The 21608-nt window shown below is 49.7% G+C and carries 23 protein-coding genes and 2 tRNA genes; 19 read left to right on the top strand and 6 right to left on the bottom strand.

Annotation, left to right across the window (positions count from 1 at the left end):
* Positions 1 to 1623, bottom strand: coding sequence for an L-aspartate oxidase (nadB, locus tag BUB13_RS13020; protein WP_072909205.1), 1623 nt, complete (start codon positions 1621 to 1623; stop codon positions 1 to 3).
* Between the two features lie 149 nt (positions 1624 to 1772).
* Here nadB and BUB13_RS13015 point away from each other — a divergent pair, with 149 nt between their 5' ends.
* The 11 genes from BUB13_RS13015 (at position 1773) to nhaA (ending at position 7824) form a co-directional block, all read left to right on the top strand.
* Positions 1773 to 2342 (top strand): lytic transglycosylase domain-containing protein, encoded by a 570-nt coding sequence (locus BUB13_RS13015; RefSeq protein WP_161947653.1) that lies wholly within the window; start codon positions 1773 to 1775, stop codon positions 2340 to 2342.
* A complete protein-coding gene (gene pgsA, locus BUB13_RS13010; RefSeq protein ID WP_072909204.1) occupies positions 2343 to 2936 on the top strand; it encodes a CDP-diacylglycerol--glycerol-3-phosphate 3-phosphatidyltransferase in 594 nt (197 codons plus the stop codon).
* Between the two features lie 117 nt (positions 2937 to 3053).
* Positions 3054 to 3128, top strand: a tRNA-Gly gene (locus BUB13_RS13005).
* Between the two features lie 38 nt (positions 3129 to 3166).
* Positions 3167 to 3241: transfer RNA gene (locus tag BUB13_RS13000), tRNA-Gly, on the top strand.
* A gap of 277 nt (positions 3242 to 3518) precedes the next feature.
* Positions 3519 to 3779, top strand: a complete 261-nt coding sequence (locus BUB13_RS12995; RefSeq protein WP_072909302.1) for a BrnT family toxin — start codon at positions 3519 to 3521, stop codon at positions 3777 to 3779.
* On the top strand, positions 3769 to 3996 hold the full coding sequence (gene brnA, locus BUB13_RS12990; RefSeq protein ID WP_072909203.1) for a type II toxin-antitoxin system BrnA family antitoxin: 228 nt from the start codon (positions 3769 to 3771) through the stop codon (positions 3994 to 3996). The genes BUB13_RS12995 and brnA overlap by 11 nt, the downstream gene beginning before the upstream one ends.
* Before the next feature lie 233 nt (positions 3997 to 4229).
* Entirely contained in the window at positions 4230 to 4472 is a 243-nt protein-coding gene (locus BUB13_RS12985) for a type II toxin-antitoxin system Phd/YefM family antitoxin (RefSeq protein WP_072909202.1), read from the top strand.
* Complete coding sequence (locus BUB13_RS12980; protein WP_072909201.1) at positions 4469 to 4732, top strand: Txe/YoeB family addiction module toxin; 264 nt, start codon at positions 4469 to 4471, stop codon at positions 4730 to 4732. The genes BUB13_RS12985 and BUB13_RS12980 overlap by 4 nt, the downstream gene beginning before the upstream one ends.
* 460 nt (positions 4733 to 5192) lie before the next feature.
* A complete protein-coding gene (locus BUB13_RS12975) occupies positions 5193 to 5390 on the top strand; it encodes a hypothetical protein (protein ID WP_072909200.1) in 198 nt (65 codons plus the stop codon).
* 329 nt (positions 5391 to 5719) lie between these two features.
* Complete coding sequence (gene htpX, locus BUB13_RS12970) at positions 5720 to 6577, top strand: zinc metalloprotease HtpX (RefSeq protein WP_072909199.1); 858 nt, start codon at positions 5720 to 5722, stop codon at positions 6575 to 6577.
* 38 nt (positions 6578 to 6615) lie between these two features.
* On the top strand, positions 6616 to 7824 hold the full coding sequence (gene nhaA / locus BUB13_RS12965) for a Na+/H+ antiporter NhaA (RefSeq protein ID WP_072909198.1): 1209 nt from the start codon (positions 6616 to 6618) through the stop codon (positions 7822 to 7824).
* Positions 7825 to 7998: 174 nt separating this feature from the next.
* Here the strand turns inward: nhaA and BUB13_RS12960 are convergent, their stop codons facing one another.
* Positions 7999 to 8685, bottom strand: coding sequence for a DUF554 domain-containing protein (locus BUB13_RS12960; RefSeq protein ID WP_072909197.1), 687 nt, complete (start codon positions 8683 to 8685; stop codon positions 7999 to 8001).
* Between the two features lie 185 nt (positions 8686 to 8870).
* A complete protein-coding gene (locus BUB13_RS12955; RefSeq protein ID WP_072909196.1) occupies positions 8871 to 12542 on the bottom strand; it encodes a carboxypeptidase regulatory-like domain-containing protein in 3672 nt (1223 codons plus the stop codon).
* Between the two features lie 1054 nt (positions 12543 to 13596).
* Between BUB13_RS12955 and BUB13_RS12940 the strand changes: the two genes are divergently transcribed.
* The 5 genes from BUB13_RS12940 (at position 13597) to BUB13_RS12920 (ending at position 17521) form a co-directional block, all read left to right on the top strand.
* A complete protein-coding gene (locus BUB13_RS12940; protein ID WP_072909195.1) occupies positions 13597 to 15342 on the top strand; it encodes a putative bifunctional diguanylate cyclase/phosphodiesterase in 1746 nt (581 codons plus the stop codon).
* Positions 15343 to 15452: 110 nt separating this feature from the next.
* Positions 15453 to 15638 carry a DNA gyrase inhibitor YacG gene (locus BUB13_RS12935; RefSeq protein ID WP_072909194.1) on the top strand — a complete coding sequence of 62 codons (186 nt, stop codon included), beginning with the start codon at positions 15453 to 15455 and terminating at the stop codon, positions 15636 to 15638.
* A gap of 19 nt (positions 15639 to 15657) precedes the next feature.
* Positions 15658 to 16029: a 6-carboxytetrahydropterin synthase QueD gene (gene queD / locus BUB13_RS12930; protein WP_072909193.1), complete on the top strand. Its 372-nt coding sequence runs from the start codon at positions 15658 to 15660 to the stop codon at positions 16027 to 16029.
* Entirely contained in the window at positions 16007 to 16762 is a 756-nt protein-coding gene (locus BUB13_RS12925; RefSeq protein ID WP_244151874.1) for a 7-carboxy-7-deazaguanine synthase QueE, read from the top strand. The genes queD and BUB13_RS12925 overlap by 23 nt, the downstream gene beginning before the upstream one ends.
* Before the next feature lie 39 nt (positions 16763 to 16801).
* The gene (locus tag BUB13_RS12920; protein WP_072909192.1) at positions 16802 to 17521 is read left to right on the top strand and encodes a creatininase family protein; all 720 of its coding nucleotides are present in this window, start codon (positions 16802 to 16804) and stop codon (positions 17519 to 17521) included.
* Positions 17522 to 17550: 29 nt separating this feature from the next.
* Here BUB13_RS12920 and coaD read toward each other — a convergent pair whose 3' ends face one another.
* Both coaD and rsmD read right to left on the bottom strand, forming a co-directional pair.
* The gene (gene coaD, locus BUB13_RS12915) at positions 17551 to 18042 is read right to left on the bottom strand and encodes a pantetheine-phosphate adenylyltransferase (protein WP_072909191.1); all 492 of its coding nucleotides are present in this window, start codon (positions 18040 to 18042) and stop codon (positions 17551 to 17553) included.
* Position 18043: 1 nt separating this feature from the next.
* Positions 18044 to 18604, bottom strand: coding sequence for a 16S rRNA (guanine(966)-N(2))-methyltransferase RsmD (gene rsmD, locus BUB13_RS12910; RefSeq protein ID WP_072909190.1), 561 nt, complete (start codon positions 18602 to 18604; stop codon positions 18044 to 18046).
* 83 nt (positions 18605 to 18687) lie between these two features.
* On the opposite strand from rsmD, the gene BUB13_RS12905 reads away from it, so the two are divergent.
* The 3 genes from BUB13_RS12905 to zupT all read left to right on the top strand — a co-directional run bounded on the left by BUB13_RS12905 (position 18688) and on the right by zupT (position 21374).
* Entirely contained in the window at positions 18688 to 19314 is a 627-nt protein-coding gene (locus BUB13_RS12905) for a LysE family transporter (protein WP_072909189.1), read from the top strand.
* 67 nt (positions 19315 to 19381) lie between these two features.
* A complete protein-coding gene (locus tag BUB13_RS12900; RefSeq protein ID WP_072909188.1) occupies positions 19382 to 20515 on the top strand; it encodes a deoxyguanosinetriphosphate triphosphohydrolase in 1134 nt (377 codons plus the stop codon).
* A gap of 94 nt (positions 20516 to 20609) precedes the next feature.
* Positions 20610 to 21374: a zinc transporter ZupT gene (gene zupT, locus BUB13_RS12895; protein WP_072909187.1), complete on the top strand. Its 765-nt coding sequence runs from the start codon at positions 20610 to 20612 to the stop codon at positions 21372 to 21374.
* Here the strand turns inward: zupT and BUB13_RS12890 are convergent.
* Positions 21323 to 21608 (bottom strand): transposase (locus BUB13_RS12890; RefSeq protein WP_139249384.1); only part of this gene is annotated, 286 nt, incomplete at its 5' end. The genes zupT and BUB13_RS12890 overlap by 52 nt on opposite strands.

Raw genomic sequence — 21608 nt, 5'->3', positions numbered from 1 at the left:
TTATTTTTCCGTTTCAGATGGATTGGCGTATTGGCAACCGGGAATTATGGTGTCATGCAGGGAGTTCGCATCCGCTTCCGGATAATCGATGGTGTAATGCAGCCCACGGCTTTCTTTGCGCATCAAGGCACTTTGCACGATCAGTTTGGCGACAGTAGTGATGTTGCGCAGTTCGATCAGGTCGGACGTGATATAAAAATTCCAGTAATATTCGATGATCTCTTCCTGGATCAGGTTGATGCGGCTCATGGCCCGGTGCAGACGCTTGTTGGAACGAACGATGCCGACATAGTTCCACATGCTGCGGCGGATTTCATCCCAGTTGTGAGCCACCACAACCTCTTCGTCACTGCAGGTCGCACTGCCACAATCCCAAGGCTCGATCGACGGGAAAGATGGCGGCTCCTCGGTCAATCGTTTGATCGACTCTTCAGCCGCAAATTTGGCGAAAACGATCCCTTCGAGCAAGCTGTTGCTGGCCAGCCGGTTGGCACCGTGCAAGCCGGTACAGGCTACTTCGCCGATGGCAAAGAGGTTACGAATGCTGGTTTCGCCGTTGGTGTCGGTCTTCAATCCGCCGCACAGGTAATGCGCTGCCGGAACGACGGGAATTGGCTCTTTAGTCATGTCGATGCCGTATTCGAGGCACGTCTGGTAGATTGTCGGGAAGCGATCTTTGATGTAGTCTTCGCCTTTGTGCGTGATGTCGAGGAATACGCAGTCGTCGCCATGCTTTTTCATCTCGTTATCGATGGCGCGGGCGACAATATCACGGGGAGCAAGGTCTTTCAGGTCGTGGTAATCGGGCATGAAGGCGTAGCCATCGCTGCGCTTGAGGATAGCTCCTTCGCCTCGCACGGCTTCTGAAATCAGGAAAGATTTAGCGTTCGGGTGGTATAAAGTCGTCGGGTGGAACTGCATGAATTCCATGTTGGCTACAGACGCTCCCGCACGCCAGCCGATTGCCAATCCGTCGCCGGTGGCAATATCCGGGTTGCAGGTATAAAGATAAACCTTCCCGGCTCCACCGGTTGCCAGCACGGTGAAACGGGCGCCAAAAGTGATGACTTCATCGTTTTTGATATCAAGGATGTAAGCACCGAGGCAGCGATTCTCATCAAGTTCTTGTTTCTGGATTTTCGCCTCGGTAATAAGATCGACGGCGATGTGGTGCTGATAAAGCGTAATGTTCGGATGTGCCTGCGCCGCTTCTACCAGCGCACGCTCGATTTCGCGACCGGTGGCATCTTTGGCGTGGAGAATGCGTCGGTGACTGTGACCGCCTTCACGTGTCAAATCGTATTCGTTATCACGGTTACGGCTGAAATTGACTCCCCATTGGATCAGATCAGCGACTGCTTTCGGGCCGGCTTCAACCACAAGATCGACAACGTCGGCATGGGGTAAGTCGACTCCGGCAACCATGGTGTCCTTTGCATGGGCCTGAAAACTGTCCTCCTTGGAGGAGACTGCAGCAATGCCACCCTGGGCCAATTGGGTTGCGGTGATGTCGATATCTCTTTTGGTAATCAGGGAGACAGTTCCCTTGTCGGCAACTTTAAGTGCATAGGAAAGACCGGCGATCCCGGTCCCGATAACGAGAAAATCTGATGTAATTTTCATGATTTGGGTGTCCTGACAAACGTTGGTCAGCAATGCAAATACAAGTTACATTTTCATGAGCGGCATTATCGGTTGCGCTGTCAATGATGTCAAGAAATTCACGGAATTACGCTGTTGAATTATAAAATCACTTCGGCTAAGATTACAGAATGCTCATAAAGAGACTTCATATCTTTATTGCCGCTGCTTTCATGCTGTTCGGGTTCTGTAGCGATGCCGCCGCCGCAATCTATCGCTACGTCGATGCGAATGGCCAGCTGCATTTTACGAATGTCCCAACTGGCAATCACTATCGCCTGTATCGTGGTGATAGAGATGGGAACAGGATTGAAGATCTGATAGAGCATTTTGCCAGCAAATTCAGGCTGGAATCTGCCTTGGTCAAAGCTGTTATAAAGGTCGAAAGCAATTTCAATCCCAGCGTGGTTTCTCACAAAGGTGCCCAGGGGTTGATGCAATTGATGCCGGGAACCGCTCGTGAAGTCGGTGTCAGTAACCCCTTTGATCCCCGCCAATCGATCTACGGTGGCTCATTGTATTTGCGTAAAATGCTTGATTCTTTCAACTTTAACCTTGATTATGCACTGGCCGCATACAACGCGGGACCATCGGCCGTGCGTAAATATGGCGGTATTCCCCCTTACAAAGAGACGCAAAATTATGTAAAAAGGGTGAAGAAATATATCGACTATTATCGCCGTGAAAAGGTTATCAATTAAATGAGTAATACCACCGACACCAAACTGATGAACCTCCCCAACATTCTTACCCTTGCCAGGATCGGGGCCGTACCAGTGGTTGTTGTTCTGTTGATGTTCGAATCGAAAACGACGAGCTTCTGGGCAGCCTTTATTTTCTCCCTTGCGGCGATCACCGATTGGCTGGATGGCTATCTGGCGCGCAAATGGGAGATCGTCACTGTGCTCGGGAAATTCCTTGATCCGCTGGCGGACAAACTTATTGTGATGGCTGCCCTTATCATGCTGATCCCACTCGATCGGGTTCCGGCCTGGGCGGTTTTTCTGATTCTAGGTCGTGAAATGCTGGTGACCGGTTTGCGTTCAATCGCCTCTGCGGAAGGCATTGTCATCGCTGCCAGCAACCTTGGTAAATACAAGACCATTTTCCAGATGGTTGCGATTATCGGATTGTTGTTACATTACCGTTATTACTGGTTTTTCGGTCTTGAAGTCGACCTGTTCCATGCTTCGTTCCACAATGCTGGCATCTTTTTCTTTTATATCTCCCTGATTATGACTCTCTGGTCCGGGTTCGATTACCTGGCAAAGTTCTTTAAACTTTTCGCTCGATAGAAAGCTTCGATTTATCAGCAGTTTAGCGATTCGAGAAAAAAGACTGTTTTTTATTGACACCTCGCAAATCGTTTTGCTATAAATGCATCCGCTCGTCACGGCGGGCATAAATACTGAGCGGGAATAACTCAGTGGTAGAGTGCAACCTTGCCAAGGTTGACGTCGCGAGTTCGAATCTCGTTTCCCGCTCCACTGAAATAAGCTGCTACAAGCAGCTGTAAATAGAGTTTGCGGGAATAACTCAGTGGTAGAGTGCAACCTTGCCAAGGTTGACGTCGCGAGTTCGAATCTCGTTTCCCGCTCCATCTAAAAAAGAGGTTAGGACAAAAGTCCTAACCTCTTTTTTCATATGTTCAGCTAGTTACAAATCTATTGAGTGGAGTTACAGCGCAGGCAACTAGATTTTTCCCAAATGTCCTCCCGCAATGATCGCTACTCGCTGATTCCTCTATTTTCAAATACTTAGCGGTGGAAAAATCTAGTCAAAAGTCGGCAATTTTTTGCGAATCGGCTCTTCCTTAGAAGTCCTTCCACCCAGGTATGATGTTGACAATAGGTGGATTAAGGTATGATTTTTATACCATGAGTTTCGAATACGTCCTGAAAAAGAGCGCCATCGATCTAGAGAAGCACGGAATTGATTTCGATGTAGCTCAGAACCTTTGGGTCGATCCGGACTTATTGGAGATACCAGCTAAAACGATTGATGAACCAAGATATCTGGTTATCGGAAAAATTGGGGGGAAACATTGGTCTGCGGTAGTGATCTATCGCGAGGGAAGTCTTCGCCTCATCCTTTTCCGCCGATCCCGCCAAGAGGAGATCGAACTTTATGAAAGCTAAAGATTTCGATAAAAAATTTGACGAAGCACAAAGCATCCTCGATGACCTTGACCTCTCAAGGACTCGTCGCCCAGAACAGGAGCTAAAGCGAGTCAATGTTGATTTCCCTGTCTGGATGATTCAGTCCTTGGAGAAGGAAGCTCGCCGCCTCGGTGTTCCCCGGCAATCAATCATCAAGATGTGGATCGCTGAAAAGCTGGAAAAAACTGCGAGCTGAAGAAATATTCAAAACAGATAAAGCCCTCTTGTTTCTGTAAGGTTCAAGAGGGCTTTTTGCGTTTTATCAAAATGGGGAATTACTATATTTGCAAATTGTTCGATCAGTTTGATTTTGTCCTGCAAAAAGAAAATTTCGATTTTTGGGGTATCTCGAATAATACGTAGAAAATTGAAACATTGACAATCTCTCTCGATCGGCGTACGTTATAGCGTACATAAGAGGAGGCTAGTATGCCAATCATTACAGCTACTGAGGCAAGAAAAAGTCTATACAGGCTGCTTGACGAAGTTTCAGAATCACATGAGCCAATACAGATAACTGGTAAGCGCGGCAATGCAGTTTTGATTTCAGAAGACGATTGGCGTGCCGTTCAAGAGACCCTCTATCTCCATTCTATTCCCGGAATGAAAGAATCAATTATTGAGGGGCTACAGACTCCTATCGATAAATGCGACGAGGAACTTGACTGGTGAGCTGGCAGATCGTTTATACCAAGCAAGCCCAGAAAGATGCCAAGAAATTAGCTGCTTCAGGAATGAAACAAAAAGCACAAAAACTTCTTACGATTGTTACCGAGAATCCATACCGGAATCCGCCTCCTTATGAGAAACTTGTTGGTGATTTGGCCGGAGCATATTCCAGACGAATCAATATTCAGCATCGTCTGGTTTATCAGGTGCTCGAGGACACAATGACCGTTAAAGTGCTCCGCATGTGGACGCATTACGAATAATTCAGCCCTATTCCAAATACCCTTCAAAAATAAGGACCGCTTGTAGAAATATCGTTGATTATTAAAATGATCATAACTTCAAATCCGACTATATTTGAAAACGGCCTGCTCCCCCGACATCCACTCTGTAAAAGCGTATTATTGATTTTTGAATTGTTCCCTCAAGTGCTCCGGTGATGGGTCGTGAATGTCGTCGATGTTGTGAGACCTTGAATTTTCATATTTTTTAAAATCGCTATTCTCAACAAGCATTTTGGTGTTTTCTTAAATGTGGACATTGCAATTTTGGGCAGCAAGTAATTGTGGATTTTCTAAAACGTAAAAACTCTAGTCTTTACAGGACGTTCTTGGCTCTTTCTTTGGGTAGTGAGGTCCTGAGCGTAAACGGTTCATAATTTGCAAAGCTAGATTTGTGCAAAATTATGGTGACCGGATGCATTCACTCAGGAGGACTAAACTCATGTCTACACGCAAAACTCCAAAAGACCTCGAGCTTAAACCAGAAGATCTTGATGGCTTTGACATAAAGGATTTAAAATGTCACGCTTGCAGCGGCTACGGTAATTGTGGTTATCGGATGTATCGATTGTTGGATGGAAAACCAGTACTTATATGTCAAGTACGCAAGCAACAACTTATTGAAGAACGCGACCAATAGAGAACAAAAACATCAGAGTGACTCGTCCCTACTAATTTCAGAAGTGTGAACATTTTTTCAAAAGGCATATGAAAAAACGAATTATTGAATTCGATTCTTATTGACAGCAAGCTCAAGTCTCTTTTACAGTCATTTGTGTAAAGGGGAGTAGCTACCGGTGGGAGACACTGCCGGCTCGTGTTTCGTCATTACAGTGACATAGGTCACTCGGACGCGAGGTTACTTTAAGTAATCAGCAAGACCTTTATCCAAGCGTGAACATAAATCATGCTGCGGGTAAAGGTCTTTTCTTTTACCTGCAGCGCAAACAAAGTTCTGGAGGTAAAAGAATGAACCGCATCAAAACAACTTTTTTACTCACATGTCTCACCCTGTTGCTGGTCGCCATGGGCAGCGCCATCGGCGGTCGCTCCGGTATGATCATCGCTTTTGTCATCGCCGGTGGAATGAACTTCTTCTCCTACTGGTACTCGGACAAAATTGTCCTGAAGATGTACCGGGCCAAAGAAGTTTCCGAATCAACCCATCCGTCCTTTTACAACATGGTCCGTCGCCTGACGCAGCAGGCGCAGATGCCGATGCCGAAGGTCTATATCATCCCGTCCGAAGGACCGAATGCCTTCGCCACCGGGCGTAACCCGCAAAATGCTGCAGTCGCAGCAACTGAGGGGATTATGCGTCTGCTTTCTGAAGAGGAGATGGAAGGGGTTATGGCGCACGAGTTGGCCCATGTACAGAACCGTGACACCCTGATTTCTACTGTTGCCGCAACAATCGCAGGTGCCATTGCCATGCTCGGCAACATGTTGCAGTGGGCAGCGATCTTCGGTGGGGGCAATAGCGATGAGGAAGAGGGCGGCGGTCTGCTCGGTGGCCTGGCGATGGCCTTCATCGCACCGATCGCCGCCATGCTGATCCAGATGGCTGTCTCCCGCTCGCGTGAGTACCTGGCGGATGAGGCCGGGGCGAAAATCTGCGGGAAGCCTTTGGCGCTGGCGAGCGCCCTGCGCAAACTGCAGATGGGTGTTCAGGCCGCTCCGATGCAGGAAGCAACGCCGGCGACATCTCACATGTTCATCGTCAATCCGCTCGCCGGGTCATCGATGATGAAACTTTTCTCCACCCATCCGCCGATGGAAGAGCGGATCGCGCGCCTGGAAGCTCTTCAGGCCAAGGGTCTTTCGTAGAACGTTTTCTTAAACAGACGAGGTAAATCACAACAAAAATGACTGTACAGACTGTTCGTAATTTTTTGAAACTTGAATCCGCCAGCGGCCTGCTGCTGATCAGCGCCATGCTGCTGGCGCTCCTTTTTGCCAACACGCCCCTCAACTGGCTCTATACCGGTCTGCTGCAGACCCATGTCGAGTTTCAGGTTGGTGCGCTCGAACTGGCAAAGCCGTTACTACTCTGGATTAATGATGGTCTCATGGCCATCTTCTTTTTGCTGATTGGACTCGAGGTTAAACGCGAGATTCTCGAAGGAGAGCTGTCCAGCCTGCCAAAGATTGCTTTGCCGGGTATCGCTGCAATCGGTGGCATGCTGGTTCCGGCTTTGATTTACCTGTGGTTGAACTGGAGTGACCCGATCGCTCTGCAGGGCTGGGCAATACCGGCGGCGACAGACATCGCTTTCGCTCTCGGGATCATGGCTTTGCTGGGAAATAAAGTTCCCGCATCCCTCAAGCTGTTTTTGCTGACATTGGCGATTCTTGACGATCTCGGCGCTATCGTGATCATTGCCCTGTTTTATACCGCCGATTTGTCGGTTGCTTCGCTGGTTCTGGCGGCGTTGGCGATTCTGGGATTGTTTTTGCTCAACCGTTCCGGGGTGACGAGGATTGCTGCTTACATGGTGCTTGGGGTTTTCCTCTGGATCTGTGTCTTAAAGTCAGGAGTACATGCGACTTTGGCTGGTGTTGTTCTGGCATTTGCTGTTCCATTGCGAACACAGAACCAACAGGGCAAGTCTCCGTTGCGGCATCTGGAGCACAGCCTGCATCCCTGGGTCGCTTTTGGGATTCTCCCACTGTTCGCTTTTGCCAACGCCGGGATTTCCCTCGCAGGACTTTCACTGAATGACCTGCTCTCGCCTTTGCCGTTAGGCATCGCGGCCGGTCTGTTTGTTGGCAAGCCGCTTGGTATCTTTGTTTTTAGCTGGCTGGGAGTAAGGCTTGGGTTCGCCCGTTTGCCACAAGGTGTCACTTGGCTTGAGTTTCTCGGTATGGCCGTTCTCTGTGGCATCGGCTTTACCATGAGCCTGTTTATCGCAACCCTGGCTCTTGGCGGGATGTCCTCGGAGATGGCTGAATCTGCTCGACTCGGGGTGTTGCTCGGGTCTCTTGTGTCCGCACTTTCGGGATATTTCCTCCTGCGCTTTGCCGCACAAAGAGATCTTTACCCTCGCTCTGTGCTAAAGGGTGAAAAGGTATGATCTAAACGCATCAGGCCCCGTTAGTTTTCGTATGGTGCTTTGTACTCCACTGCTATAGCTAATCTCTTTTCGCTCACGGGAATGTTGTCTGTAAATGTTCCCGTGAGTGAAACTGTCGGTGGGGAGCAGCCTGGAGGAGTGTAAAGCCATTACAACTTGGGATAAAATGCCCCGTTAGGCCATTCCAAATAGCCAGAGCAAACCTATAGCAACGAACACGGAGGGCAGAAGATTTCCGACTGGCAGTCTTTTGATACCAAGTAGATCGATGGCGATAGCGACAATCAACAACCCGCCAACAGCGTTCATCTCGGTAACAACTGTCTCAGTGAGGATCGAGGAAGCTAAACCCGCCGCCAAAGTAATGCTTCCCTGGTACAGGAGCAATGGAAAGATAGAAAAAATAACGCCAATTCCAAGCGTGGAGGTCAGAGCAATTGATGCAACCCCATCAAGTGCAGCTTTGGCATAGAGGATTGTTGGAGTTCCTCCCATGCCATCCTGTAGAGCCCCCATGATAGCCATTGCCCCAACGCAGTAGAGCAGGCTTGCGGTTACGAATCCCTCAGAGATTTTTCCCATTCCGGAAAAGCGCTTTTGCAATTGATGGCCAAAGTTTTCCAGGCGTTTTTCAATACCAAGCCCCTCTCCGAGCAGGCCACCGAAAATTAAACTGCCAATCACAATCATTATTTGATTGCTTTGCAATGCGAGCTGTAACCCGATAAGCAGAACTGCTAATCCCAGCCCTGCCATCATTGTTTCTCTCATTTTGGCAGACAGGTAGCTCCCAACCCATTTACCAACTAAGCAACCTGTTGCAACGGCAGAAATATTTACTATTGTTCCCTGAAGGACCATTGGCTTCCTCTAGATCAATAAAAAATTGGGCGAAAGCTAACATGGATTCTGAGGGTATTCAAGGATGTTCAAGTCCCTTTCGAGCAGTTCTACCCCGTCTAAGAAGGGGATGGCTTTTTAAAAAAAATAAGATAGGCAGACCCGAAAGAGGTGAGGCGCCCCGGATGGAGCGCCCCTTTTTGCCGTTATTTGAACAGAACTAAACCACCGCCGTGGTCGGCGACATATAGCCGGCCATTAGCGATTTCGACATCGACGCATTCGTTGGCAGTCGGTACTGCATCCAGCATGACTGGAGTGGTTGGGTCGGTGTAGTCGATTTTGACTACGCCATAGTGGCCGAAGGCGGCGTAGATGTAGAGCTTGCCCGCCTGCTCGGTGTAGGCCATCTTGACGGTACCACCATCGACATCTTCGTAGCCCAGCTGTTCCTGCAATTTGAATTTGCCGAGAAATTCCGGGCGGTAGTCGTAGAGTACGGTTCCGTCTGTCTCTTTCTTGAACAGCTCGGTTGGGTCGACACCATCAGGTAGCGGCTCGATCAGATCGGTCATGCTATAAGCAATCAGCCCGAAACTGTCGTAACCGTAGTAAGCGATGTCACCGATCACTTCCAGATCCATTGCTTGACCATCGGCCGATCCAAGGTCACCGTTTTCGTATTTGATCGGCTCGAAGACCTTGACGATCTGCATGGAGTTCACATCAGTGACGTTAACCACGGCGACGCCGTAAGGGCCACTGGCCAGCACAGCGTAGCGATTATTGGTGGCTGGATCGGTCCACAACTCGATACCGGAGGCGGTGCCGAGTAGCGGACTGCCCTGGTTGTAGCCGATGTTGCCGACAAAGAAGCCACTGTTGGCCTTGGTCGAATCTTTGCTAATGTCATAGATAGTCAGACCGTTGGTGCCGTCGGCGACATAGGCGTAGTTACCGAGAAATTCCACGTCGTAGGCCTGATCCTGATAGTTAAACTTGCGGACCACGCCCCAATCACCGTTGTGCTCGAAACTGTCCTCGATGTACAGCTTCATCAGTGCCGGTACGCCAGCACTGCCGATGCCGGCTTCGATGTCAGCGATCGGTACCCTGCGCAGACCGTTGCCGACACAGAGGGCCCACGTGTAGTCGCCGGATGCGTCAATCACATTCCGCACTGTGTGCGAGGCCGGATAGATCAGTTCGCCGTTGACTTCGATCGGATACTCATCCTGAATGGTGTTGCCAACAACGTGGATAGCATCGGTCGGGTAACCGAGGTCGTCAGTGATCTTCCAAGCGGTGATGCCGTGCGGGCCATCGGAAACATAAATGTAGTTTTCCGTCGATGCGATGCCGTCGGTGTGGCCGATGGCGATGGTGGCGCTCGGAGATCCGTCCGGTGCCGCACCGATTTCGTCGGTCGATGGGAAGTAAACGCTGATGTCGAAGCGATCGGTCATGACCGCTGCGCTGATGTCAGTAACGTCGACCATGACGAAACCGCCGCCGGTAGAGCATTCGAGTACATCGATCTGGCCAGCAGCGGTCAAATCGATGTTGTCCATCAGGGTCAGGCCGTAACCGTGACCTTTCAGCTCGCGAGTGGCCAGCTCACACGGTGCTTGATAATAAGCCCAAGGCAGCGACTCATTGTCGGTCGGATCCCAGGCAGACATGTCGTAGGAGGTAACATCCTCGTATTCCGGAACATTGTTGTTCGGGATGCCGTCGCTGTCGTTATCATACGGCGGAGCATCGCCGCTCCAGTTTTCCGGTGTCGCTGCACCGCTGAGGATAACCATACCGGCAAAATGGTCAGTCAGGAAGACCCGGTCACCCAGCACATCAACACTGAGCACGCCCGATTCTTTGAGCATTCCGGCACCCTCGTACGGTAGCAGACTGGATGGCTGAGATCCGGTGTCATAGGGGCCGTTAGCTGGAACCGCGACGAAATAACCGAGGTAGGGGGCGCTCAGAAAACTGCTTGAGGTTGCGCTTTCAAAGCCGGTGACGTCAACCGCCACTACGCCGCCGAGAGAATAGGCGATGAAGGCGATAGTGCGAGCGCCCTGTTGGGCGACATCAACATCGACCGCTTCGTAATACCACTTGCCTTCACGTTCAAAATCGGCCCATGGGGTATCTCCGTCACCACTGCCGTGCATGATGGTGCCGATTTCGTAGTTGACCTGGCGATAGTCCGGCATGCCGGTGAAATCGTCGAGATAGGGGTCGCCGGTAACCGGGTCGCTGGCAACGGTCTGACTGATCGCCATGGCGCCTTCGTAGTCTTCGATGCGGGCTTCATCGGTGTAGAGGTTGTAGCGTCCGGTCTGCTCCAGGGTTGCCGGATCGAAAATACCCATACCGAGGGCGCCGAGACCGGCAAACAGTTTGCCACCGTAGAGCTTGAGTGAAAACGGACCCCCCCAGCCGTGTTCGCCAGCGTACTGAACTGTGAGGACCTCCTGGTCGATCAGCAGGGTTCCGTCGGCTTCACGGCTGTCGGCGAACAGGTTGGCTAGCGAGGTTTTGTGGATGCCGTAATCGTGATCGCCAATATACAGATCGACACCGTCGGTTGCTAGGGCGACGACCGGCCCGGCATCGCTTTCGAAAATATTGTCGTAAAGGATCGAGCCGCCACCTTCGGCGAAGATGACTCCGTCAAAGTAGTAGTTGACCGGAGCAGAACTGACGACGCTCATTGCTGCAGGATCAGCAATGTTGACTACGGTAACACCGGCACCGCCGTTTGCGATCAGTGCATATGTTCCACCATTGTAGGTGATGATTTCGATGTCGTAAATCAATGCCGGCAGGGTTAACTCATAAACCGCGCCTTTTGTCGTACTGACCGGTGTCGCTTTCAGGGTGGTACCGATATTGAACAGGCACCATTCCGTGCCACTGTACTGGAAACGGGCTACGGCAGTGGTCGAACCACCGATCTGGACGTTGAGTCCCGGATACTGGAGCATGTTGGCCGGCTGCATCAGAACGGTGACTGTTTGGCTGACAGAGCTGCTGGCATCAGCAACGGTCAGTTCGAAAACCAGCTCGCACTCTGCGGCGATTTCCAGTGTGCTAACATCAGCGCTAGCAGTTTCACCGGCAGGAACTAGCGGAACCTTCGGCCCAGAAACCTGAATCCACTGGTAAGAGGTTGGAGCGCCATCGATGACAGCTGTCAGGGAGAGGGTCGTGACAGTTGCCTCGACAAAGCTGTCCGGGCTTGCTGTTAAGGATGTAATTGCCAGCCCTGCAGAGACTGGAGTCAAGGCGAAATCCGTGCTGGCTGTCTCGTCGGCAGCAACTGTGGCTGCCAGGGTCGCGGCCTGGTAGCCATCCAGCGATACTGTCAGCTCATAGGTCCCTGCTGCAACGTCCAGCAGGTATTGACCCTGTTCGTCTGTGGCGTCGCTATAGCCACCATGATCGGTTGCAACCAGTGCGGCAACAAGCGGTAAGCCGGTAGCAGCATCAGTTACCGACCCGGTCAACGTGCCACCAGTAGCGATCACTTCTGATAGAGCGAAGTTGAGAGTGGTTTTGGTACCATCACCGACTGTTGCCGAGAATGACTGGCTGATGTAGCCATCAGCACTGGCAGTGACATTGTAGCCACCAGCAAGAGGAGTCATGGTGTAAACCCCTTTACTGTCGGTTGTGGCAGAAAGAGTTTCTACAGCGCCGACAGCAGTCACTGTTGCGCCAACGATTGCAGTGCGGGTACCAGCGATCAGTACCTTGCCGGTTAAAATTCCAGTGCCGGACGGGGATGGGGCAGGTTTGGCTGCTAGCGCCGTACCTGTAAGCAACAACATGAGTAAAAAGCATAGTAAACCGCTCAAACCAACCTTTTTCATTTTGCCTCCTTGAGATAGGCATATCTCAGTTGTGTGGTTAGTGTTTTCTGAGCAATAAATTGTTTTTAAAATAACAGGTAGATTCGAATAATATAGATATGGGTGATTAGGGTTTTAGGATCCGGGAGTTCGCGGCAAAACTACAACTACTTAATGAAAAATAGTGGTTTTTTTAATTTTTCCTCCTTTCATTGCACCCACTCCTAAATTGCAACAACTAAGCCATGGTTACAAATACCAGATATTGCTTAATTAAAAAGTGACTCAATAGTACATTTTCTTGGTCGTGTAAAGAATCTCAACATTAGTAAGGAAGTGTTATCATGGTATATGAATAACATAAAGTAACGTTCTTTGGATTGTTGAGACCGATGCAGAGCGATGACTGACAGTAATGCTTATCGTTGGGCTCTACAAATGGCTTTATATTGCTGATTGGTTCATCAAATGAATCTTTGTAGCTACCGTCAATCCTAGATCAAGGCCAGACTTTTTGGTGAACCGCTGGAGCCGTTCCGGGCGCATAAGGAACTCAATGATCTGGATGCTCGAATCAATCGGTTCATAAGTGAGAACGGAATCAAGAAAGTTATTTCTATCAGTGACGGTACCACGTATAAGGAGGGGCAACGAGCGGCCTGATTCGGGCCCTAGTTTACCAGGAGTAGGTCATGGAAAAAGAATATCAGCAAAACTGTTGGGCCATCATGCTTTCCCTCTTTAGATGTTCTGGTTAAAATATCTCAAAAGCAGTGAGTTTCATGACGAATGCACCTGAAATCATTAGAGCTTTTTTTGCTTAAATAGGCATTTTCCGGAATAACTTAGTGGTTGTGTGCAACCTTGCCAAGGTTGACGTCGCGTGTTTGAATCTCGTTTCCCGCTCCACGTAAAAAGAAGTCAAGTTTAATGCTTGATTTCTTTTTTTGTTTAAGCAGTTCTTACGCATTTCCCGGGCAGAGATTAAAATTGAATCTCAAATGCCATTTTTCAGTTGTTAAAAATCTCCAAGCTTTTACAATAGATACTGTTTCGGAGGGGAAGGGGGAGCGGTTTGGTTACAAATTTCATCAATGACGGCTTTAAACATCATCTTTCTGCCAAGGTGCTGGTGATTGACGATGTTGCGCTGAACCTGTCGATCATTGAAGACATGCTCAGGGATAACGGCTACAGCAACGTGATTGCCCTGCAGGATCCCTTGCAGGCGTATGACGTCATCGAAAGCGAACGCCCTGAGCTGATCCTGCTCGATCTTGTAATGCCGGAAGTCTCCGGCTTCGATATTCTCTCACACCTGAGAAATCATCCTAAATTCAAATATTTGCCGGTCATCATTCTGACCGCAAGTGATGAAGACGAAAACAAGCTAAAGGCGCTTGAACTGGGAGCGACCGATTACCTGAGTAAGCCGCTTGACACGCTCGAACTCTGCATGCGGGTGCGCAATATCCTTTATTCAAAGGCCTATCAGAATCAGCTGGCCTATTACGATACTTTGACGCAGTTACCGAACAAGCAGATGTTCCTGGATGATCTGGCCTGGGTTTTAAAAAGCGCATCCCGGCATGATGACAAGCTTGCGCTGCTGAACATTGAAATCGACAATTTTGACAGTATCAACAACACGGTCGGTTTAAACGCGGGGGATGCGGTGTTGCGCTTGGTGACGGCACGGATCCAGAATGTTATCCGTGATTCCGATCTGCTTGTGCACCTGGTTGATAAGCAGGATGCAGAAATCAAGCTGTTCCACCTTGAGCGCAATGTCTTTTCTCTGCTGCTGACACGTGTGCCTAGCGCTGAATCTGTGGTTCAGATCGCTCGGCGGATCAACAGTGAGATCGAAGCGACCATGCATGTTGAAGGGAATGATTATTATGTTTCCGCCAGCATCGGCATTGCTGTCTATCCGGATGAGGCCGAAGATCTGTCTGAGTTGATGCGTTTGGCGGGAAGCGCCAAAGATTTTGTCAAACGGCAAGGGGGCAACAGCTTTCAGTTCTCTTCGAAGGAGATCAACGAGAAATACGAAAAGCGACTCCAGCTCGATGCCAGTTTGCGTCAGGGGCTCACGAACGAAGAATTTCTGCTTTACTATCAGCCGAAAGTCGATTTGGGAACGGGGCGGGTGACGGGTGCTGAAGCTTTGATTCGCTGGCAACCAAACGGAGAGCTGATTTTCCCCGACAAATTTCTGCCGCATGCCGAAGAGACGGGTTTGATTGTGCCGATTGGCAATTGGTGCCTGAAGGAGGCGTGCAAGCAATTGCGGGAATGGCACCAGCACGGCAACCGTATCAACCTGGCGGTGAACCTGTCGGCCAAGCAGTTGGGCGATAAGGATTTTTTGCCTTTTGTTCAGAGTATCATTGCCGAAACGGGAGTTGATTCGAACTACCTTACCTTTGAACTGACCGAAAGTTTCCTTATCTCTGATGTGGAAAGAAAGATCGAACTGTTCGGCAAGCTGCGTGAACTCGGCATCAAGTTGTCGATAGATGACTTCGGAACCGGGTATTCTTCCCTCAGTTACCTGCGGAGAATTCCTCTCGATGAACTGAAAATTGATCGCAGCTTTATTATGGAAGTTTCTCAAAACAACAATAGCCGCGCGATCGTGTCCACAATCATTTATCTCGCCAAAAGCCTAAACCTGTCGACGGTGGCAGAAGGGGTTGAGCTGCATTCCGAACGTGATTTTCTGCAGCAACTCGATTGCACCCAGTTTCAAGGCTTCCTTTTCAGTAAAGCGGTTCCCGCCGAACAATTATCAATGCTGCTGCAGAAGAATCACTGATCGATTTTTTCCCGAAACTGTGCTAAAACGCTGAACCCTTGATGTTCCTCTCTACATCACTTAAAAACAGCAAGTTGCTATTCTGAAAACTTTCTTTGTATAGTGGATAAATGACGAACCTGAAAGTAAAATGTCCCCGCTGCGGTGCTGAAACCGCGTGGCAGGGAAATGAGTCACGCCCGTTCTGTTCGGAAAACTGCCGTATGGTCGATCTGGGTAATTGGGCGAACGAAGAATACGCGATTGACGGTGGCAAGGCCCCGCAACGTGACATGGAAGACGATCTTCATTTCTGATCGAACAACAGGAGCTTAAATGTACCATTTGACGATACAGACCCACTTTGCCGCCGCGCACAATCTTTTGAATTACGACGGCGATTGCGAAAACCTGCACGGTCATAACTGGAAGGTTGAAGTGACGGTCAAAACCAGCACCCTCGATGATGCAGGTCTTGGCATTGACTTCAAAATTCTCAAGAAAAAAACCAATAAAGTTATGGACTTCCTTGACCATAAGTATCTGAATGATCTTGAGCCGTTCAAGGGGGTCAGCACCTCGTCCGAGCGGATTTCCAAGTATGTTTTTGATGAACTGGTCGACGATCTGCAGGGAAGCGGCGTCATTGTCGAACGCGTCACCGTCTGGGAATCGGATAACGCCTGTGCCAGCTATACCGCAGATTGACCTTCCTTTGATCGAAGCCTTCTCCTCCATCCAGGGGGAGGGGCTGCTGGTCGGCTGTCGCCAGATCTTCCTGCGACTGCCGAACTGTAATCTGAACTGCAATTACTGCGATACTCCCTTTGCTTCCACCAAAAGCTGTCTGCTGGAAAACCCTCCAGGAAGCGGCACCATAATTGAACTGGAAAACCCGGTTTCTTTGCCGCGATTGATGGAAACCTTCAGTGATTGGTGCGCCAAGGCTCCCGGAGTTCATCATTCGTTCAGCCTGACAGGTGGTGAGCCTTTGCTGCATGCAGATTTGTTGCAAGAGTGTTTGCCTGTTCTGCGTAAACTGCTACCGATCTATCTGGAAACGAATGGGACTCTGCCCGATCAGCTGGAAACACTCATTAGCCAGATCGACTGGGTTTCGATGGACATCAAGCTTGAATCGATGTCTGGTGAGAAAACTGACTGGGAGCTTCAGCGTTGTTTTCTCGAGATCGCCAATCGCACGCAATGTTACGTAAAAATTGTTGTCGGCAGGGAAACGACAGATGCCGAATTGCAAAAGGCCGCTGAGATTGTTTCTTCGGTTTCTGAGAACATCAGCTTGATTTTGCAGCCGGTAACGATCGAAGCCAAACCGGGGATGGGTACCCAGCATTTACTGAAGATGCAGGATGTTGTTGCGGCAATAAACCCAAACGTACGTATAATCCCACAAACTCATGTTTATCTTGGACTTCTTTAGCTATAGATAAAGTTATACATTAACAAACTGCTGAGTATTATGATTATCTCCAATATGACCATGAACGAGTTCACTGCCGGGCTGGAAAAAACCCGGACTGTCCTGGTTCCCTTTGGTTCAACTGAAGAGCATGGCACTCATCTGCCACTCGATACAGACACCCTGCATGCTAGCGAAGTCGGCAGGAAACTTGCGGAGGTTCGTGATATCTTTATCGCTCCGCCGATTCATTATGGTGTCTGCCGTTCGACTTTCAATCACCCCGGCACCTTAAGTATCTCTACGGAGACTCTGAAGGTACTCACCCTCGATGTCGTTTCTGCTCTGTATCGGCAGGGACTGCGTAATTTTGTTCTGATCAGCGGCCATGCAGGTGGAACCCACATGGCAACTTTGACCGATGCCGGGGAAATGCTTTTACAGCAGTATCCGGATATAAAAATCGCTGTTTTGACGGAATACATGATCGCGGCTAAAGTTGGAAAAGAGCTGATTGAAACGGACGGGGATTCACACGCAGGGGAAATCGAGACGTCACGTATGCTCCACAGCCATCCACAGTTGGTCAAAGGGACGGCTGAAAGGGAATTTCCAGACTTTCCGGTCGGCATGCTGGTGCGCGATAAACAGAAATATTGGCCGGGCGGAGTTTGGGGAGACCCGGGCAAAGCGTCGGCTGAAAAGGGGGCAAAACTGGAGAAACTGGTCGTCCAAGAGTTGAATACTTTTGTCGACCGCATGGAAAACTGGCAGGAATAGAAAAGGGCGCTTAGTAAGCGCCCTTTGTGTTACTTCATCTCAGCAAACTTTTTCTGGAGTGCCCGCAGGACAGGCGGCGGTACAAACTTGCTGACATCACCGCCCAATCGACCGACCTCTTTCACCACCGACGAGCTTAAATAAGCGCATTCCGGCGAGGTCATCATGAACAGGGTTTCTACCTGCTCGCAGACGGTGTGATTCATCTGCGCCAGCTGGAATTCAAATTCAAAGTCGGAAACCGCCCGCAAACCTCGCAGGATAACCCGAGCTTCCTTTTTGACAACGTAATCGACCAGCAGACCGTCCAGGGCTTCAACTTCGACACGCGGATTGTCAGCGACCAGTTCAGTGATCAGGTCGACTCGCTCCTGGAACGTGAAAAACCCATTTTTTTCAGAATTACAGGCAACAGCGATAATCAGTTTTTCAAAAATTTCCAGGCCACGATTGACAATGTCGAGGTGACCGTTGGTAAAAGGGTCGAAGGAGCCGGGGTATATGGCAATGTGTCGGTTCATTTCAGTCCTCATTCCAGGAAAACAGGTGGATCGTTGAGGATCCATACTTGCGGCTGGCAATTAAAGTAAGCTTCCCGCAATCATCAATCACTTCATTAGAGGCCGATTCGGCACAGATTATTCCATCTTCGCTGAGTAGTTGCAAGGTTTCTATCTCCTGCAGAGCGCGTGGAATGAGTTGTTTGTTGTAGGGTGGGTCGAGCAGAATCAGGTCGAAGGGGGCATATCCAGATACCTGCGAGAGCGCAGCAAAGACATCTTGCCTGACAATCTGCAGGCGATCTTCCAGCTTGCAGCGCTGCGCATTTTCCTTGATCAGCTTACAGGATTGGGCGCTGGAGTCGACGGCAATTGCAGAGTCAGCTCCGCGACTGAGAGCTTCGAGAGATTGCGCTCCGCTGCCGGCAAACAACTCAAGAATTTTAAGGCCATGAAATGTGCCAAGTCGGCTCTGCAAGATACTGAAAAGCGCTTCTCGCACCCGGTCCGGTGTCGGTCTGATACCGCTGCCGACAAAAGCAGCCAGCTGGCGTCCGCGCGCTGTTCCACTGATGATTCTCATGCTACTATTGACTCCTTTTGGACAGGCACACTTTGCCGAACTCGCTGATCAAGTGCAAGTATATATTGACGAAAGCACCTGTTATGGAAGACATCTGGTTCAACATCTGCTCAATGCTGTTGATTTTCACTGTCGCGATTATCAGCCCTGGTCCTAATTTTATCTTCGTTGTCAATCGGTCGCTCAGTGATTCACGCCGTACCGGCTTGTATTCTGCCTTAGGTGTCGCAACCGGCAGCGGGATTTTTGCCATTGCCGGTCTTTTGGGGCTGATTGTCCTGATCAGTACACTGCCATACTTTTCGACACTTATCCGTTATCTTGGCGGGGGTTACTTGATTTATCTCGGCATCAGTACGCTGCTGAGCTGTCGGCAACAGATGGTCAGCACAAATCCCACGAACAGTGGGCTCTCGATATCAGCGAAAGCGGCCTACTACACTGGACTGCTGACAAACCTGACGAACCCGAAAGCCTGGGCTTTTTACCTGAGCCTGTTTACCCTGATGATTGAAAATCACTTTCCACTCTGGGCGAAAATTTTTCTCGCCATCAGCATGTTTCTTATTTCTTTCAGCTGGTATGCGTTAATGGCGTTAGTGATTTCCGACCGCAGAGTACAGGGCAACTTTCTCCGGCTGCAACCGCTTATCAAAAGTGTGCTCGGCTGCATGTTGATTCTGCTTGGGGGCAAACTGCTAAAAGGCTAGTGTGACATAGTCTGTCTTTTGCGGCTATTATATTCAGGGTGCAAACACAGAACTGAAAGGTAAAGCTATGCGTCAGAACGGATTAGCGGATTATGCCGCCCACAGTGAAGAGAGCCGTGGACGTGCCCATGAAGAGCCTTACAAAGATGTCCGTCTCGCTTATGAGCGGGATCGTGACCGAATTATCCATTGTGCCGCGTTTCGTCGACTGGAGTATAAAACCCAGGTTTTCGTCAACCATGAGGGGGATTACTACCGGACACGATTGACACATTCACTGGAAGTTGCGCAAATTGCTCGCGGTATCGCACGAAGTCTGCGGCTCAACGAAGACCTGGTTGAAGCCTTGGCCCTGGCACACGATCTTGGTCACACTCCTTTCGGCCACACTGGCGAAGATGCTCTCAATCGGCTGATGAAGGATTACGGTGGCTTTGAACATAACCGGCAATCCTTGCGCATCGTTGAAACTCTTGAACACCGCTACCCTGATTTTGACGGTTTGAATCTTAGTTGGGAGGTGCGGGAGGGGATCATCAAGCATTCTTCCGACTATGATGCTGCCGGAAATTCAGCGATCGAAGCGTATGCGCCGGATGAACGGCCGACACTGGAAGCGCAGATTATCGATCTGGCTGATGAAATCGCTTACAACAACCATGATATTGATGACGGCCTGAAGGCGGGTTTTATCAGTCTTCAAGATCTTTCGCAGGTGGAGCTCTGGCAGAAAACCTGGGCGAAGGTGGGCGAGAAGTTCCCGGCATTGGATGAACGCAGACAGACGCTGCAAACCATCAGTTACCTGATCAGTGCATTGATCCACGATCTCGTCGCGACCACAGCACGGAAAATCGATAACGCTAATATACGCAGCCAGGCGGATATCCGGATCCAGCCAAAGAATCTCGCCAGCTTCAGTCCCGAAATGAAGCAATTAAACCAACAGTTGAAAAAATTTCTCTACGCCAAGCTTTATCGCCATCATAAAGTCGAGCGTATGCGGGTAAAGGCTGAACGCTTCCTGACGCTGCTGTTTGAAAACTACAGTAGCAACCCGTCACTTTTACCGGAAAAATACCAGCAAAGGTTTGATCAATTCGGCACGCAAAGGGTTATCTGTGACTATATTGCCAGCATGACCGATCGTTATGCCCAGGACGAATACAAGAGGCTTTACGAGCCATTTGAACGCACCTGATTATCTTATGTAATTTTATTTACAATCTATAACAGATAAAGTAATCTTTTGCCTGTTCATTCATTACCAGTAAATTTCTTTGGGGGAGAACTCCGTGAATTACGACATGGGGTCGGTTCTGTTCGCATTCGGTTTGACCGTTTTTGCCGGTTTGTCGACAGGTGTCGGCAGTGCATTGGCATTCTTCGCGAAAAGCACAAACACGCGTTTTCTGACCGTTTCTCTTGGTTTTTCTGCGGGCGTGATGATTTATGTCTCGCTGGTGGAAATATTTGTCAAAGCACGTGATGCTCTCACTGCGGCTGCGGGAGAATTTCAGGGCTATCTCTACACGACGCTTGCCTTCTTTGCAGGAATAATGCTGATAGCGCTGATCGACAAGTTTGTTCCAAGCTATGAAAACCCACATGAAATACGTGATGTTGATGAAATGGACGATGAGGAACTCAAGCGTCAGAAGTTGCATCGCATGGGACTTTTTTCTGCTTTGGCGATTGCGATTCACAACTTTCCCGAAGGTTTGGCGACCTTTGTCGGTGGCTTGCAGGACCCCGCGCTGGGCATGAGTATCGCCGGTGCAATTGCGATTCACAATATCCCGGAAGGAATCGCTGTCTCAGTTCCGCTATATTACGCGACCAACAGCCGGAAGAAGGCTTTCGGTCTGTCGTTTCTCTCCGGGTTGTCCGAGCCGGTCGGGGCCATTATCGGCTTCTTCCTGTTGTTCCAGTTTTTCAATGATTTTGTTTTTGGCCTTCTTTTCGCGGTCGTTGCCGGGATTATGGTCTTTCTGGTTATCCACCTCGCTCAAGTAGCAGGTTCCAGAACCAGATTCTTCAAAGGAACTGGCGCTGATTGAGCGGCTTGTTGCATGATTCGCCAAAATCGCTTACCAACTGCTCTGCAGCTACGGCGATTGAAGCGAAAGACATATTCATCCAGGTAGCGCTGCAAATACTGCGGGTCAAAGCGCCCCTGGAAGGTGCCGAGCATAACCCGCTTTGCTAGTGACGTTACCAAGTGGACGCCCGGCAGCACGCTTTCTTTTTCGGCGGTCTTGCTCTGAATGATGGCTTTGTGAGAATAGCCTTCA

Origin of the sequence: Malonomonas rubra DSM 5091, assembly GCF_900142125.1 — a bacterium.
Taxonomy (GTDB): domain Bacteria; phylum Desulfobacterota; class Desulfuromonadia; order Desulfuromonadales; family Geopsychrobacteraceae; genus Malonomonas; species Malonomonas rubra.
This window is presented reverse-complemented; position numbering and strand designations above follow the sequence as displayed.